General features: G+C 59.4%; 13 protein-coding genes. 10 read left to right on the top strand and 3 right to left on the bottom strand.

Annotated elements, in window-relative coordinates:
- Positions 1-36 precede the first annotated feature (36 nt).
- From pepT to GOW60_RS01000, 3 genes are all read left to right on the top strand, one after another.
- The gene (gene pepT / locus GOW60_RS01010) at positions 37-1,293 is read left to right on the top strand and encodes a peptidase T (protein WP_171227916.1); all 1,257 of its coding nucleotides are present in this window, start codon (positions 37-39) and stop codon (positions 1,291-1,293) included.
- A gap of 80 nt (positions 1,294-1,373) precedes the next feature.
- On the top strand, positions 1,374-1,793 hold the full coding sequence (locus GOW60_RS01005) for a DUF4177 domain-containing protein (RefSeq protein ID WP_171227915.1): 420 nt from the start codon (positions 1,374-1,376) through the stop codon (positions 1,791-1,793).
- 185 nt (positions 1,794-1,978) lie between these two features.
- On the top strand, positions 1,979-3,055 hold the full coding sequence (locus GOW60_RS01000; RefSeq protein ID WP_171227914.1) for a PLP-dependent cysteine synthase family protein: 1,077 nt from the start codon (positions 1,979-1,981) through the stop codon (positions 3,053-3,055).
- A 13-nt stretch (positions 3,056-3,068) separates the two neighbouring features.
- Here the strand turns inward: GOW60_RS01000 and GOW60_RS00995 are convergent, their stop codons facing one another.
- Entirely contained in the window at positions 3,069-3,323 is a 255-nt protein-coding gene (locus tag GOW60_RS00995; RefSeq protein WP_171167246.1) for a BolA family transcriptional regulator, read from the bottom strand.
- Between the two features lie 107 nt (positions 3,324-3,430).
- Between GOW60_RS00995 and GOW60_RS00990 the strand changes: the two genes are divergently transcribed.
- Entirely contained in the window at positions 3,431-4,057 is a 627-nt protein-coding gene (locus GOW60_RS00990) for a J domain-containing protein (protein WP_152458640.1), read from the top strand.
- A gap of 168 nt (positions 4,058-4,225) precedes the next feature.
- Positions 4,226-4,780 carry a hypothetical protein gene (locus GOW60_RS00985; protein WP_254443805.1) on the top strand — a complete coding sequence of 185 codons (555 nt, stop codon included), beginning with the start codon at positions 4,226-4,228 and terminating at the stop codon, positions 4,778-4,780.
- Between the two features lie 160 nt (positions 4,781-4,940).
- Here the strand turns inward: GOW60_RS00985 and GOW60_RS00980 are convergent, their stop codons facing one another.
- Positions 4,941-5,828, bottom strand: a complete 888-nt coding sequence (locus GOW60_RS00980) for a Hint domain-containing protein (protein WP_171227913.1) — start codon at positions 5,826-5,828, stop codon at positions 4,941-4,943.
- 454 nt (positions 5,829-6,282) lie between these two features.
- Here GOW60_RS00980 and cobS point away from each other — a divergent pair, with 454 nt between their 5' ends.
- The 5 genes from cobS to GOW60_RS00955 all read left to right on the top strand — a co-directional run bounded on the left by cobS (position 6,283) and on the right by GOW60_RS00955 (position 13,072).
- Entirely contained in the window at positions 6,283-7,269 is a 987-nt protein-coding gene (gene cobS, locus GOW60_RS00975) for a cobaltochelatase subunit CobS (RefSeq protein ID WP_152458642.1), read from the top strand.
- 121 nt (positions 7,270-7,390) lie between these two features.
- Positions 7,391-9,268 (top strand): cobaltochelatase subunit CobT, encoded by a 1,878-nt coding sequence (gene cobT, locus GOW60_RS00970; protein ID WP_171227912.1) that lies wholly within the window; start codon positions 7,391-7,393, stop codon positions 9,266-9,268.
- Between the two features lie 149 nt (positions 9,269-9,417).
- Entirely contained in the window at positions 9,418-11,208 is a 1,791-nt protein-coding gene (locus GOW60_RS00965; protein WP_171227911.1) for an aminopeptidase P family protein, read from the top strand.
- Between the two features lie 63 nt (positions 11,209-11,271).
- Positions 11,272-11,613, top strand: a complete 342-nt coding sequence (locus tag GOW60_RS00960; protein ID WP_171227910.1) for a DUF427 domain-containing protein — start codon at positions 11,272-11,274, stop codon at positions 11,611-11,613.
- A 91-nt stretch (positions 11,614-11,704) separates the two neighbouring features.
- A complete protein-coding gene (locus GOW60_RS00955) occupies positions 11,705-13,072 on the top strand; it encodes a DUF3179 domain-containing protein (RefSeq protein WP_171227909.1) in 1,368 nt (455 codons plus the stop codon).
- Between the two features lie 3 nt (positions 13,073-13,075).
- Here the strand turns inward: GOW60_RS00955 and GOW60_RS00950 are convergent, their stop codons facing one another.
- Positions 13,076-14,761, bottom strand: coding sequence for a chloride channel protein (locus GOW60_RS00950; protein WP_171227908.1), 1,686 nt, complete (start codon positions 14,759-14,761; stop codon positions 13,076-13,078).
- Positions 14,762-14,858: the final 97 nt, after the last annotated feature.

Below are 14,858 nucleotides of genomic sequence, written 5' to 3'. Positions count from 1 at the left end.
CGCGCCCTTTCCTCCGCCACAGAGAGGTGAGGTATTATGCAAAGCAGATTTGATCAGGAACTCGAAGACCGGCTGGTGCGCTATGCCGCCATCGACAGTCAAAGTGACGAGACATCCCCGACGACCCCGAGCACTCGGATCCAGTTCGACATGCTGAACCTGTTGCGCGATGAGCTGATCCAGATCGGCGCGCAGGATGTTGAGATGACGGGCGACAGTGTTGTCGTCGCGACCATTCCCGGAACGGCGTCGGGGCCGACCGTGGGCTTTCTGGCACATGTCGATACGGCCCCTCAGTTCAACGCTACCGGCGTCAAGCCGCGGGTGATCAAGGGGTACAACGGTGGCGACATTACCTTTCCGGACAACCCGGATCTGGTTCTTTCTCCGGATGACCACCCCTATCTGGCCGAAAAGATCGGCCACGACCTGATCACCGCGTCGGGCACAACCCTGCTGGGCGCGGACGACAAGGCCGGTGTATCGATTCTGATGACGATGGCACGGCACCTGATCGAAAATCAGGATACTCCACATGGCCCTATTCGTATCGCGTTCACTCCGGATGAAGAGATCGGCCGGGGCGTCACGGAACAACTGCCCAAGGATCTGGGCGTGGATTTTGCCTATACGCTGGATGGGCAGCAAGTGGGCGAGATCGAGTATGAAAGTTTCTCGGCCGACCGCGCCGTGATCCGGATCGAGGGTGTTTCGATCCATCCCGGCCTGGCCAAGGAAAAGATGGTGAACGCCACGCATCTGGCGGCAAAGATCGTGCAGACATTGCCTCAGGCCACCATGACGCCGGAAACCACGGACGGGCGCGAAGGCTTCATCCATGTCACTGACATGAACGGCGGATCATCCGAGATGGAGATCAAGCTGATCCTGCGTGATTTCGAGATGGACGGGCTGGAGGCGCAACGAGACATCGTGCGGCAGGTCTGCGCCGCCGTGCAGGCCACGGAACCGCGCGCGACCATCACCTGCGACATCAGCCACCAGTACCGCAACATGCGGTATTGGCTGGAAAACGACATGACTCCGGTCGAGCTGGCGCGGGATGCGTGTCGCGAACTGGGGGTTGAACCGCTGTCGGTACCGATCAGGGGCGGCACGGACGGATCCCGCCTGACCGAATTCGGCACCCCCTGCCCCAACATCTTCACCGGGATGCAGTGCGTTCACGGCCCGTTGGAATGGATTTCAGTGCAGGACATGGCGCTGGCGACGGAACTGTGCCTGTCGGTTGTGGCCAAGGCGGCACAGGCCGATGCGAATGGTCAGAGCTGAATTCCGCCGGATGGGCAAGGGCTCTTTCACCCGGGGGGCAGCGTGTTAAGTTGGCGCGGAAACGCATTTAGGAACAGTAGATGAAGCGCTACGAATACAAGGTCATCCCCGCCCCGCAAAAAGGTGTCAAAGCCAAAGGCGTGAAAACGGCCGAGGGCCGCTTTGCTGTCTCGGTCGAGCAACTGCTGAATCAGATGGGTCAGGATGGCTGGGAATACCAGCGGGCCGAGCTGTTGCCCAGCGAGGAACGCTCGGGTCTGACCGGATCGACCACGAACTGGCGCAATGTGCTGGTGTTCCGCCGCGTGGTGGAAGAGGAAGTCGATGCCTCGTGGGTCGGCGCAGTACCTGAGATGGATGAAACCCCGCTGGCCCAGCCGATTCCGGGCCCCGACGAGGTACAGGCCCCGAAACCAATTGCCGCAGAGACGGACGAGCCGCCTTTGTCGTTGAAGCGGTCTGATGACGCCGTTGATGAAAACGGCCCTTCGAAAACATAGGCTTGGGGGCTGGTACGACCGCCAGAACGATTGCAAATGCCCTGTGGCCTTGTGCAGGACATCCGTGTTCGCTCTGACATACGTCAAGTCGATCCGGGACGGCCCAACCGCATTGGAAAGCAATAAGGGCTACACCCTCGGGAAATCTGTGGCATGTTAGCCGGGTATTCTGGAGGGACATCGAAATGGCTATTCGGCAGACACAAGGGCGGGCACGCCTGTATGACAGCATTCTCGACACGGTCGGTGACACGCCCTGCATTCGGGTCAATCGGATCGCGCCAGAGCATGTGACCGTCTATGTGAAATTCGAGGCCTTCAACCCGGCAGGCTCGGTCAAGGACAGGCTGGCGCTGAACATCATCGAGGCGGCGGAACGTGACGGGCGGCTGAAACCCGGACAAACCGTTGTCGAAGCGACATCCGGCAACACCGGGATCGGGCTGGCCATGGTGTGCGCGGCCAAGGGATATCCTCTGGTCGTCACGATGGCCGAGAGCTTCTCGGTCGAGCGGCGAAAGCTGATGCGGTTTCTGGGCGCCAAGGTTGTTCTGACCCCCAAGGCGCAAAAAGGGTTCGGCATGTATACCAAGGCCAAGGAATTGGCCGAGGAAAACGGATGGTTCCTTGCCAGCCAATTCGAAACTTCTGCCAACGCCGATATTCACGAAAACACGACGGCGCGCGAAATTCTTGCCGATTTCGAAGGACGACGGCTGGATTATTGGGTGACGGGCTATGGGACCGGTGGCACCGTTTCGGGTGTTTCGCGTATCTTGCGGAAAGAGCGGCCCGACACCACGATCATCCTGACCGAACCGGCAAATGCCGCAATCGTATCATCAGGTTACGTCAATACGCGCAACGCTGACCATCAGCCGACCGAAAGCCACCCCGATTTCGAGCCCCACCCGATTCAGGGCTGGACACCGGATTTCATCCCCTGGGTTCTTCAGGAAGCCATCGACAATGCATACTATGACGAGTTGATCCCCATTCCCGGACCCGAAGGGATCGCATGGTCGCGCCGGCTTGCCGCCGAAGAAGGGATATTCACCGGGATTTCGGGCGGATCGACCTTTGCGGTGGCCATGAAGCTGGCCGAATCCGCGCCGGCAGGCTCTGTCATACTGGTCATGTTGCCGGACACCGGCGAGCGATACTTGTCGACCCCCCTGTTCGAGGGAATCGAAGAGGTCATGACACAAGAGGAATACGCCATCTCGGCATCTACGCCGTCCGCGCAGATGGAGGCTAGTTGACACGTAAAGGTCTTCAGACGCCGATATCCAGGGCCAGCGCGTGGATGCGCGGCACGATGTCGCCCAGCGCCTTGTGTACCGCACGGTGGCGGGCGACGCGGGATTTGCCTTCGAATGCGCTGGCGCGGATACGAACGTTGAAGTGGCTTTCACCACCTTCCTGATATCCTGCATGGCCCCTATGGCTTTCGCTGTCGTCGATCACTTCAAGCTCGCGCGGATCAAAGGCGGCTTGCAGGCGGGTTCGGATCTCGTCGGTCACACTCATTTTTTTGCTTAGCGGCAAAAATATTGCCGCACCCCTCTTCTACTTTCGGCTGCTTAGATTAAACTGCTGCCTCCGAGTCGAAAAGACGCGTTCTTGAGGATTAGAGCATGGCGAAATCAGACCCCTTCGGATTCGATATGTCCGTTTCCAGCGCCAAAAAGAAGAATCCGCGGGGACGCCGGGGCATGTCGGGTGCCTCTGAAACCTCGGTCCGGATCTGTGACCACGAGGGATGTGAAGAGCCGGGAAAGTTCCGCGCGCCAAAAGCACCGGATGTCCTGGATGATTATTTCTGGTTCTGCCAGCAACACGTGCGGGAATATAATCAGAAGTGGAATTTCTTTGACGGCACCACCGAAGCCGAGCTGAACGCACAGCGTTCGAAAGACAAGGTTTGGGAGCGCGAGACCAAGCCGATGGGCGACCCCGAAGCACGTGCCTGGGCCCGTTTGGGGATCGAGGATCCGCATCAGGTTCTGGGTGCTAACAGCACGCAGAACAAAGGCCGCACGACGGGTGGCGGCGGACGACGCCTGCCGCCGACCGAACGCCGTGCGATCGAGATTCTCGAGGCCAATGACAGCTGGACCAAGGCCGAAGTTCGCAAAGCGTACAAGAAGCTGATCAAAGTGCTGCATCCGGACATGAACGGCGGCGACCGCTCGCAGGAAGAGCAGTTGCAGGAAGTTGTCTGGGCCTGGGATCAGATCAAGGACAGCCGGAACTTCAAGTAGCGGTCACGGCTTTGCCTGCTTTGCGTTCGCGGCGCGCCCTGCCTGAATGGTTGGGTGCCGCAGACGACACAACCTGAAAAAACTGCGCAAGTTCCGTATGGAACCCTGTTTCATTCCACACGAAAGTGGTGGAGGGTTTGGGACAGGAATTTCCAGGGATCAGTTTCGTTGCGCACATCCATTTGCCTGTTGCTCGTCTCGCTAAGCGGGTTCATCGCTGCCAGTTTCATTCCGACTGACGCGGATTGGTTGTTCCTTTTGGCGCTGATTTGCGTGATGGCCAGCACAATCCTGTTCATACGGGCCTGGTTCAGGTGGCGCCAGGCCAATACATGGATCATCGTGGACGGCTCGAACGTCATGCACTGGAAAGATGGCACGCCGGATCTGGGTACGTTGAGGAAGGTCCTTGAGACTTTGAAGCGCGCAGGGTTCAAACCGGGCGTCATGTTCGATGCGAATGTCGGGTACAAAGTCGAAGGCCACTATATGGACGACCGAAAGCTGAGCCGCGCCCTGGGCCTACGATCCAAGCAGGTCATGGTGGCCCCCAAAGGGACACCTGCGGATCCGCTGATCTTGCAGGCGGCGCGGGATAGCAAGGCACGCATCGTCACAAATGACCGGTTTCGGGATTGGGTAGACGAGTTTCCGGATGTGTTGAAAGCGGATCGTCTGGTAAAAGGTGGCTTTCGCAAAGACGAACTTTGGTTTTCGCTATAGGCAAGCAACGGTTGACGCAAGGCACAGATGTTTAAAGCCATCACAACGGTGCTGCACTGAGAAATTGCCTAAGGCAACTGATCCGAGAGAACACATTTGAAGGGGTTTGTTGAGGCCAGGGATCAAACCAGGGGCGGTTCGGATTACAACTATTCGCGCTTTAGTCCGGGTATGAGCTTCGCAATGCAATTGCTTCCCGGCGCTTCAAACAACTTAAGCGAGTTTGTTGCGACTCTGCAGTGCCGTCACGCAATCCGGGGAACAGTGCGAGCAGTTCTTCGACGTCTTCACGACAGAAAGACTTCAGCGCTGTGTCGCCCAGAAAAAGACTTTCGCTACGTAGCCCCTGCGAGTGCAATACCGCGTGTCGAGAGCAGGCAATGTGGTAATATGTGATGTCTTCACCTGTGTGCACCTGCTGAATTGTTCCGTCATTCACCAAGTGGATTGCCGCAACAAAGACCCGATCTTGTCCGAACAACAACTCGGCGCGCCAGCCTTCCAGCATGATCCGATGTTGCGGGGACACAAAAACATCCTGGTTGGGTTGACCCTTGCAAATCGCGTCGCGCCGAATGCGAACGGGTCTAAATTTCGGTTGCAAAGCCAGTGTTTGTGCACTCAGCACTTTTTTCCCGATCCACAAAATCGGCAACGTTTTCCCACCTGACACGCAAACTCTGTCACCGATCATCAGGTTCTCGACCGGGCGTGGACCGGCCTCGGTCTCTATCAGGGTTCCAGCAACAAAACAGGGCGGATTGTTTGGATCAAGATCTCCGGTTGTGATTTGCCAGTTTCCGGTTGTCATTGGCCCGGTGGGGTTGTTGGTGTCCCAGGCATAGATTTCGGTTCCAACCTGAATAAATTCACCAGATTCGCCGGTACCTCTGTAGTTACCTTGTCCGAGATACGTGTAGGGTACGAACGGACCACCGTTGATCGAAATCGTTTGACCCGAGACAGTGGCTGGATCGGTCATGTTTTGGACGATCAAGTCGCCTTGCCCGCTTGTGTTGACCGAATGAAGTAAGACATCAAACGACATACGTTGTATCCGCCAAGCAGGTTGGACCAAAAGGGAACTCGCAACGAACAAGTTCCCTCCGTGTGTTGACTGAACAGAACACCACAGACCTCACAAACTCACAAAGAACGCCAAAAACCACATCTAAAAGACATGTTAACGCGCCGAAGCAGCATTTCAATGATAGTATGTTAATGTTTGCATTTGAACGAGGCACAAAGGTTGTTGCCAGCCTTTCACCGAGGACTTCTGGGTTATGCGCAATCGGCCTCAAAGCTTGTTAACGCGAGGTGCCAAATCGTAGCGTGGGTCATCACTCTGGAATGACACCCCACGCGCAACGATAGGGCCAGTTTGCAAGAAAAACATGCGCACCTCTGGGCACCTTTCGCTTTCCCTTGCCCTTGCCCGCAATATGTTGCACCACACACGGGTTCAAACCCGGTGAACGGGCCAAAGGATAAGGACTAGGCGCATGGCTGACGGATCGATCGATATCAACGCAAAACCTACCGAGGATATCTCGGTCCGTGACGTGTTCGGCATTGACAGCGACATGGCGGTCAAGGGTTTCGCCGAGCGCAGCGACCGGGTGCCGGTGATCGATCATACCTACAAGTTCGATCCGGAAACCACGCTGGCGATTCTGGCGGGCTTTTCCCATAACCGTCGCGTGATGATCCAAGGCTATCACGGCACCGGCAAATCGACCCACATTGAACAGGTCGCTGCCCGTCTGAACTGGCCCGCCGTGCGTGTGAACCTCGACAGCCATATCAGCCGGATCGACCTGATCGGCAAGGACGCGATCAAACTGCGCGACGGCAAGCAGGTGACCGAGTTCCACGAAGGCATCCTGCCCTGGGCGTTGCGCAACCCGGTTGCCATCGTGTTCGACGAATACGATGCGGGCCGCGCAGACGTGATGTTCGTGATCCAACGTGTGTTGGAGCATGACGGAAAGCTGACCCTGCTGGATCAGAACGAGATCATCACCCCGAACCCCAACTTCCGCCTGTTTGCCACCGCCAACACGGTCGGTCTGGGCGACACCACGGGTCTGTATCACGGCACGCAGCAGATCAACCAGGCGCAGATGGACCGCTGGTCGCTGGTGTCGACCCTGAACTATCTGAGCCACGACGCCGAGACGATGATCGTTCTGTCGAAGGCACCGCATTACAACACCGCCGAGGGACGCAAGACCGTCAGCCAGATGGTCACCGTCGCCGACCTGACACGGACCGCCTTCATGAATGGCGATCTGTCCACCGTCATGAGTCCGCGGACCGTGATCAACTGGGCCCAGAACGCCGAGATTTTCCGCAACGTGGGCTATGCGTTCCGCCTGTCCTTCCTGAACAAATGCGATGAGCTGGAGCGCCAGACCGTGGCCGAGTTCTATCAGCGCTGCTTCGATGAGGAGTTGCCTGAAAGCGCCGCGAGTGCAAGCTTGGGATAAGCACCCGAATTGCGCCCGGAGCGGGCGCAATGCCTCCGGCGGGGATATTTTTGGCCAGATGAAGACGGATCCGTTACTGTTTTCGACGCCGGGCAGGCCAGTACTATGAGGGCTTAAGGACATGGCACAGAAGAATGACAACCCCGCCGATCCGTTCAAGAAGGCCTTGGCCGAGGCGACCAAAGTCATGGCCGATGATCCCGAACTGTCGGTGACCTATACAGTGGACCCTTCGGGCATGACGGGCGAGTCTATGCGGCTGCCTCAGGTCTCGCGCCGGATGACGCGCGAAGAGGTGCTGTTGGCGCGTGGCACGGCGGACGCCTTGGCATTGAACCGCAAGTATCATGACGACGCGACCCATGCGCGCTATGCGCCTCCGGGCGATATGGCGCGGGATCTGTACGAGGCGATGGAGACCGCCCGCTGCGAGGCGATGGGCGCGCGGGATATGCCCGGCACCGCCAGCAATATTGACGTCAAGATCGGGCATGAAGCAATCCGGCGTGGGTATGATCAGTGCAAGCAACCCGCCGATGCACCTCTTTCGGTTGCGGCAGGCTACCTGATCCGGCATCTGGCCACCGGGCGTGATATGCCCTCTGCCGCCGAGAACATCATGAACCTGTGGCGTGGGTTCATCGAAGAGCAAGCGGGCGGGACGTTGGAGAACCTGGACGAGATTCTCTCGGATCAGGCGGAGTTTGCCAAATTCGCCCGTCAGGTGATCAAGGATCTGGGATATGGCGACCAGCTTGGGGATGACCCCGATGAGCTGGACGACGAGCAGGAAGACCAGGCCGAGGACGACGCCGAAGAACAGCCCGATCCGGACAGCACCGGTCAGGATGATCAGGACGAACAGGACGCCGACGCGACACCTGAGCAGACGCAGGAAGAACAGCAGGATCAGTCTCAGGCCCAGGTCGCGATGGACGAAATGGCCGAAGACGAGATGGGTGACGAGGCTGAGATGCCGGATGGCGAGGCGCCTCTGGAGCCGCCTGCCCCGCCGCCGGCATCCGAAGCGGACCCGGATTACAAGGTCTATCTGGACACCCATGACGAAGAGATCGCCGCCGAGGATCTGGCCGAACCGGCCGAGCTGGAACGTCTGCGGGCCTATCTGGATCAGCAGCTGGAGCCCTTGAAAGGCGCGGTGTCGCGTCTGGCCAACAAGCTGCAACGCCGGCTGCAGGCGCAGCAGAACCGCAGCTGGGAGTTCGACCGCGAAGAAGGCATTCTGGACGCGGGTCGATTGGCACGTGTGGTCGCGAACCCCACCACTCCGCTGAGTTTCAAGGTCGAGAAAGACACCGAGTTCCGCGACACGGTGGTGACGCTGCTGCTGGACAATTCGGGGTCGATGCGCGGACGTCCGATTTCGATCGCCGCCATCTGTGCCGATGTTCTGGCGCGGACGCTGGAGCGGTGCAATGTAAAGGTCGAAATTCTGGGCTTTACCACGCGGGCGTGGAAAGGCGGTCAGGCGCGCGAGGCATGGCTGAACGATGGACGTCCGCAGCAGCCCGGCCGTTTGAACGACCTGCGCCACATCATCTACAAGGGCGCGGACGCCCCTTGGCGTCGTGCGCGGCCCAATCTGGGTCTGATGATGAAAGAGGGCCTGCTTAAGGAAAACATCGATGGAGAAGCCCTGGAATGGGCACATCGCCGGATGCTGGCGCGGCGCGAACAACGCAAGATCCTGATGGTGATCTCGGACGGTGCGCCGGTCGATGATTCGACACTGAGCGTGAACCCGGCCAACTATCTGGAAAAACACCTGCGCGACGTGATCGCGATGGTCGAAAAACGCAAAATGGTCGAACTTTTGGCCATCGGGATCGGCCATGACGTGACCCGGTATTACGACCGGGCGGTGACGATTACCGATGTAGAGCAACTGGCCGGCGCGATGACCGAACAACTGGCGGCTCTGTTTGACAGTGACCCGCGGGCGCGGGCGCGGGTCATGGGGATGAGAAAGGCCGGCTGAGGCTGATCTTCTGCCCGGCGGGCGTATTTCCCGAGGGCGACGTGTTTTTCGTTGCTGATCATCGGCCTGTTCACGCGGGGTGTTGCCGTCTGGACATTTTTTGAAATGCGCCTCAGGGTCACGCTCAAATGCTGTGAATGAGGCCGCCCATGTTCCAATCCTTCGAAGTGACCGCCCGCCCGGAACAGGGGCCACCGCGGCTGGCCGCCTTGCGCGAACAGATGGTGCAAGAAGGGCTGGACGGGTTTCTGATCCCGCGGGCGGATGCGCATCAGGGAGAGTATGTCGCGGCGCGCGATGAACGTCTGGCTTGGCTGACCGGGTTCACGGGCTCGGCCGGGTTTTGCGCCGTCCTGCGCGACGTGGCCGGAGTTTTCATCGACGGGCGGTATCGCACCCAGGTCAAGGCACAAGTTGCCGCAGATTTCACCCCGGTCCCCTGGCCCGAGGTAAGCCTGAGCGCCTGGCTGAAACAGCAATTGCCCAACGGCGGCAAGATCGGATTTGACCCGTGGCTGCATGCGGCGGGGCAGATTTCCGGCACATTGAGTGATCTGGAAGGATCGGGCATCGAACTGGTGAGATGCGAAAACCTTGTGGACCGGATCTGGGCCGATCAACCCGCACCGCCGATGAACCCGGTCAAGGCGCATCCGATCGAATTTGCCGGGGAAGGTGCGGACAGCAAGATCGCCCGTCTGGCCGAAGACCTTCGACGGGCCGGGCACAAGGCAGCGGTGATCACCCTGCCGGATTCCATCATGTGGCTGTTGAATATCCGTGGGTCGGATATCGCCTATAACCCGGTGGCCCACGGCTTTGCCATTCTTCATGCAGGTGGTCAGGTCGATCTGTTCATGGCGGCAGAGAAACTGGCCGGGGTACGGGATCATCTGGGCTCTCAGGTGACTTTGCGCGCTGTGGGCGATTTTTTGGATGCGGTTGCGACACTGGCCGGTCCGGTGCAGGTGGATGCCGCTTCGGTACCTCAGATCGTGGCCGATGCGCTGGGTGACGCGATGACGGATGGCGGCGATCCCTGCGCCCTGCCCAAAGCCTGCAAGAATGCGGCTGAAATCGCGGGCAGCGCCGAGGCGCATTTGCGCGATGCGGTGGCGGTCATCGAAACGTTGTGCTGGCTGGACCAGCAAGCCCCGGGCAGCGTGACCGAAACACAGGTTGTCACCCGGCTGGAAGAAAACCGGCGCAAGGACAATGCGCTTCAGGACATCTCGTTCGATACCATTGCAGGCACGGGTCCGAACGGTGCGATCATGCATTACCGCGTGACGGAAGAGACCGACAGCCGCCTGGAACACGGCCATATTCTGGTGCTGGACAGTGGCGGGCAGTATCTGGACGGCACCACCGACATCACCCGAACCATCGCCATCGGTGACGTCGGAACCGAGGAAAAAACCTGCTTCACCCGGGTGCTGAAGGGCATGATTGCCATGTCGATGCTGCGTTGGCCTGCGGGCCTTTCCGGGCGGGATATCGAATGTGTGGCCCGCGTGCCGCTGTGGTCTGCGGGACAGGATTTCAACCATGGGGTCGGACATGGGGTCGGCGCCTATCTGAGCGTGCATGAAGGGCCGCAACGGCTGTCCAAAGTCAGCCATGTACCGCTGCAACCCGGCATGATCCTGTCAAACGAACCCGGGTATTACCGGGAAGGCGCCTTTGGCATCCGCATCGAAAACCTTGTGGTGGTGGAAGACGCTCCTCTGCTTCCCGGTGGCGATGCCGAACGCGCGATGCTGAACTGGCGCACGCTGACCTATGTACCAATTGACCGCAGACTGATCATGGCCGATATGTTGACGACCGACGAACGCGACTGGCTGAATGCCTATCACCGCGACGTTGCGGAAAAAATCCGCCCAAGGCTGGGACATGACGCACAACTGTGGTTGGATGCCGCAACTGCCCCAATCTGACACGAGTCTGTTACATAAAACAGGCAGAGGGGTGGCCCTGATACGACGACGGAAGGAAGAGGAATGGCTGAGATCACGATCCGGAAAGCGCCGGGCAAATGGACTGTCCGCTCGGGCGGTGCGATCCTGGGCGAAACGAACAACGCGCTGGAACTGCTTGAAGGCGACAAGGATCCGGTGATCTATTTCCCGCGCAACGATATAGCGATGGCGTTTCTGGATCGGACCGACAAGGTGACCCACTGCCCCGGCAAGGGCGACGCGACGCATTTTTCCATCGTCAACAAGTCATCCGTGACAGACAACGCGGTCTGGAGCTATGAGGATCCGATTCAGGCGGTGGCCGAGATCAAGGACCATCTGGCATTTTATCCGGTTGAATCGGTGAAGGTGGAGCAGATTTAACGCCAGCCCCCGCGCCCACCTCACGCAGCTGTGGCATGCACGTGAACGGCATTTGCGGCACACTTGCTCCGGGGTAACACCGGAGGCTTTCATGTCGATGTCACGTCGCGGTTTTGCAGTGATGATCGGGGCTGGTGCAATGGCACCCGGCGCGCTTTGGGCGCAGCAGGATCCGGTTCTGGACGCGTTGCGCAGCACGCTGAGCGGGCGTCGGACCGCGTTTGAGGCGCAGATGGCGTATTTGAAGGATCGCGGCCAGCCGGATGTCGTGGCCGGGTTGCTGACTGCGATGCGTTATGCCGACAGGCGACGGGATGAGATTGTCGAGGTGATGGAGGCCCTGACCGGGCAACGCCATGGCAATGACTGGTTCGAGTGGATGCTGTGGCAGGAACGAAACCCGCAGATTACCCCTCATCCGTCGCTGATCCCGTTCAAGCGCGAGGTTCTTCTGGGGATCGACCCGAATTTCGATCTGTTCCTGCGGCCCGAATATCTGCAACGCGACAAGATGAAGATCCGCCTGGAAGAGATCGCCTGGGGCGGTGTGTACAAGGATGGCATTCCGTCTCTGGACAATCCCACCCTGATCTCTGCTTCGAATGCGGGGTACCTGAAGGGCGATGATCTGGTGTTCGGCGCGGCCATCAACGGGGATGAGCGCGCCTATCCCCTGCGGATCATGGGCTGGCACGAGATGTTCAACGAGGTGATCGGCGGCGTGCCCGTGGCGCTGGCCTATTGCACGCTTTGCGGGTCGGGCATCCTGTTTGAAACCCAGGTGGCGGGGCGGCGAAAACCGTTCATTTTCGGGTCGTCAGGTTTCCTCTATCGTTCGAACAAGCTGATGTTTGACCGCGAGACGCATTCGCTGTGGAATCAGTATACCGGCAAGTCTGTTGTGGGGCCCTTGGCGAACAGCGGCATCACGTTGAAACAGCGCCCTGTGGTGATCACGACATGGGACAGCTGGAGGACCTCGCATCCCAAAACCCGTGTTCTGTCGCTGAACACCGGGCATCGGCGCAATTACGGATCAGGGGTGGTTTATCGCGACTATTTCGCCTCGAACGAGCTGATGTTCCCGGCGGTTGTGGATCAGTCCCGGCATCGGCAGAAGGATTACATCTTTGCCGTGCGCCAGTTTGGGGCAGCCCGCGCCTGGCCTCTGGATGCGTTCAAGGGCAAACCGGTGATCAACGATGCAATCGGTCGGACACCTCTGGTTCTGATTGGCGATCCCAAAGAGCGCAGCGTGCGGGCCTATGAGCGAAAATCGCATGCGTTCCGGGCGACGCAAGGCGGGTTGCAGGATAGCGCGGGGAACGGTTGGACCGTCACGGAAGAGGCTTTGATCGGGCCGGATGGAACGCGTTTGCCACGAGTCGCCGGTCATGTTTCCTATTGGTTTGCGTGGGACAATTATCTGGGCGACGCAGCCAGCGTGTATGGTGAGTGAAACTCAGGAATGCTCTTCGGCAGCGGTGGCCGCAAGCGCCCTGTTATATGCCTTGAGCGCATCGACGTGATAGAGCGCCCCAACCGGTGTTTCAGAGCCGTCGTTTTCCAGAATGACAACCGGAATGCAGGGGATGTCGTCACGATCAAAGTAGGGCATGGCGGCTTCCAGCGTGGCGCTGGCCTGAATGCACAGGCCCTGGTCGATCAGCCCCTGCGCCTCTTCCTTCGTGATCGACCGCGGATCCCCAAGCGGGCGCATCACCGCTCCGGCGCGAAGCATTGCCAGCAAATAAGCCTGCGGCCCCGCGGCCAGGTGGACATCACGCCGTTCCAGCTGCGTCAGGAAGAAAGACCGGTCCACAAGTCTCGAGGCCAAGGCCGTGGACATGGACACGCTGACCATCACGGCAAGGCCGATCTGCCAATCGCCGGTCAGTTCAAAAACGATCAAAGTGGTCGAGATGGGCGCGCCCAGCACCGCCGCGGCCACGGCGCCCATTCCGGCAAAGGCATAAAGCGTGTGCGTGCCCGACACATCCGGCAGCAACCCGGTGGCGATCAGACCGAAGGCCAGCCCGGTCAACGCGCCGACCATCAGAGACGGAGAGAACACCCCGCCCCCCATGCGCCCGCCCATGGTAATCGCCACCGCGACCGTTTTGATCACCGCAAACAGGATGGCCGTGGTCAGCACCAGATCACCGGTCAGGGCGCGAATTGTCGTCTCGTACCCCACGCCGATGATATGCGGAAACCAGATCGCCATCAGCCCCAGCATCGCCCCGGACACCGCAGGGCGCAGCCAGCCCGGAATTGACAGACGGTTCTGGATATGGCTGCCGATATCCTCGGCAAAGAAGATCGACCGCATCAGCAGCAACGCGACAAGTCCGCAGATCAGGCCCAGGATCAGGAAGGCCGGAAGTTCGACATAGAATTGCAGCGATCCCGGCGTCTCCAGCGTGAACTCGGTAACGTCGCCATATTCCAGCCGGTTGATCACCGTTCCCGCGACCGAGGCGATGACGATCGGGGCAAAGGCGTGAACGGCGAAATGGCGCAGCACGACCTCGAGCGCGAACAAGGCCCCCGCAATGGGGGCGTTGAAGCTGGCCGACACGGCCGCGGCAACGGCACATCCCAATAGGTCACGTCCCGTGATCCCATCCGCGTGTATGCGGTTGCTGACCCATGTGGAAATCACTCCGGCCATATGCACCACCGGCCCCTCTCGGCCTGTCGATCCGCCCGAACTGAGCGTGATCAGCGAGGCAAAAAACGACGCGATGCCCGCCTTGACCTCGACCCGCCCGTCGGTGATGGCCGAACCTTCGATCACGTCGGCAACCGACCGGACTCGGCCGTCATTGGTGAACCGGTTCAGGATGATGCCGACGACCAGGCCACCGAAGATGGGAATGATCAGAACCATGAACCATGGCAGTTTCTCGGCGTGGCTGTGCAGCAGCAGGATGTCATCGGTATCGTAAAGATAGGCTTGCAGCGCACGGATGGCCTTGCGGAAGCCAAGCGCCATGAAACCGGCCGCGATCCCGATGGCCAGCGCAATGAACCAGAACTGGATCTGGCTTGGCCCCCGGCGCAGCATGACCCGCCACGCATCCTTGATCGCGGCCAGAGCCTGATTGAACTGGTTGCGCAGAACGGTGCGGGTCGATTGGGTCATTGGCCCTCGGGGATCATCACTTAACCCTTAGTAAGCCACGGAGCGCCCATATAAAAGTGAGATAGCGACAGTGTGAGCACCAATTCACGCCATCGCC

The sequence above is a fragment of the Ruegeria sp. HKCCA4008 genome (assembly GCF_013033125.1).
Taxonomy (GTDB): Bacteria; Pseudomonadota; Alphaproteobacteria; order Rhodobacterales; family Rhodobacteraceae; genus Ruegeria.
The sequence above is the reverse complement of the archived record's forward strand: the minus strand, read 5'-3'. Positions and strand labels throughout refer to the sequence as shown.

Coding starts and splice junctions, on each gene's coding strand:
- GOW60_RS00980 (WP_171227913.1), bottom strand. CDS start 5,828: ATGTCGTTTGATGTCTTACTTCATTCGGTCAACACAAGCGGGCAAGGC.
- GOW60_RS00955 (WP_171227909.1), top strand. CDS start 11,705: ATGTCGATGTCACGTCGCGGTTTTGCAGTGATGATCGGGGCTGGTGCA.
- cobS (WP_152458642.1), top strand. CDS start 6,283: ATGGCTGACGGATCGATCGATATCAACGCAAAACCTACCGAGGATATC.
- GOW60_RS01005 (WP_171227915.1), top strand. CDS start 1,374: ATGAAGCGCTACGAATACAAGGTCATCCCCGCCCCGCAAAAAGGTGTC.
- GOW60_RS00960 (WP_171227910.1), top strand. CDS start 11,272: ATGGCTGAGATCACGATCCGGAAAGCGCCGGGCAAATGGACTGTCCGC.
- pepT (WP_171227916.1), top strand. CDS start 37: ATGCAAAGCAGATTTGATCAGGAACTCGAAGACCGGCTGGTGCGCTAT.
- GOW60_RS00990 (WP_152458640.1), top strand. CDS start 3,431: ATGGCGAAATCAGACCCCTTCGGATTCGATATGTCCGTTTCCAGCGCC.
- GOW60_RS00965 (WP_171227911.1), top strand. CDS start 9,418: ATGTTCCAATCCTTCGAAGTGACCGCCCGCCCGGAACAGGGGCCACCG.
- cobT (WP_171227912.1), top strand. CDS start 7,391: ATGGCACAGAAGAATGACAACCCCGCCGATCCGTTCAAGAAGGCCTTG.
- GOW60_RS00995 (WP_171167246.1), bottom strand. CDS start 3,323: ATGAGTGTGACCGACGAGATCCGAACCCGCCTGCAAGCCGCCTTTGAT.
- GOW60_RS01000 (WP_171227914.1), top strand. CDS start 1,979: ATGGCTATTCGGCAGACACAAGGGCGGGCACGCCTGTATGACAGCATT.
- GOW60_RS00950 (WP_171227908.1), bottom strand. CDS start 14,761: ATGACCCAATCGACCCGCACCGTTCTGCGCAACCAGTTCAATCAGGCT.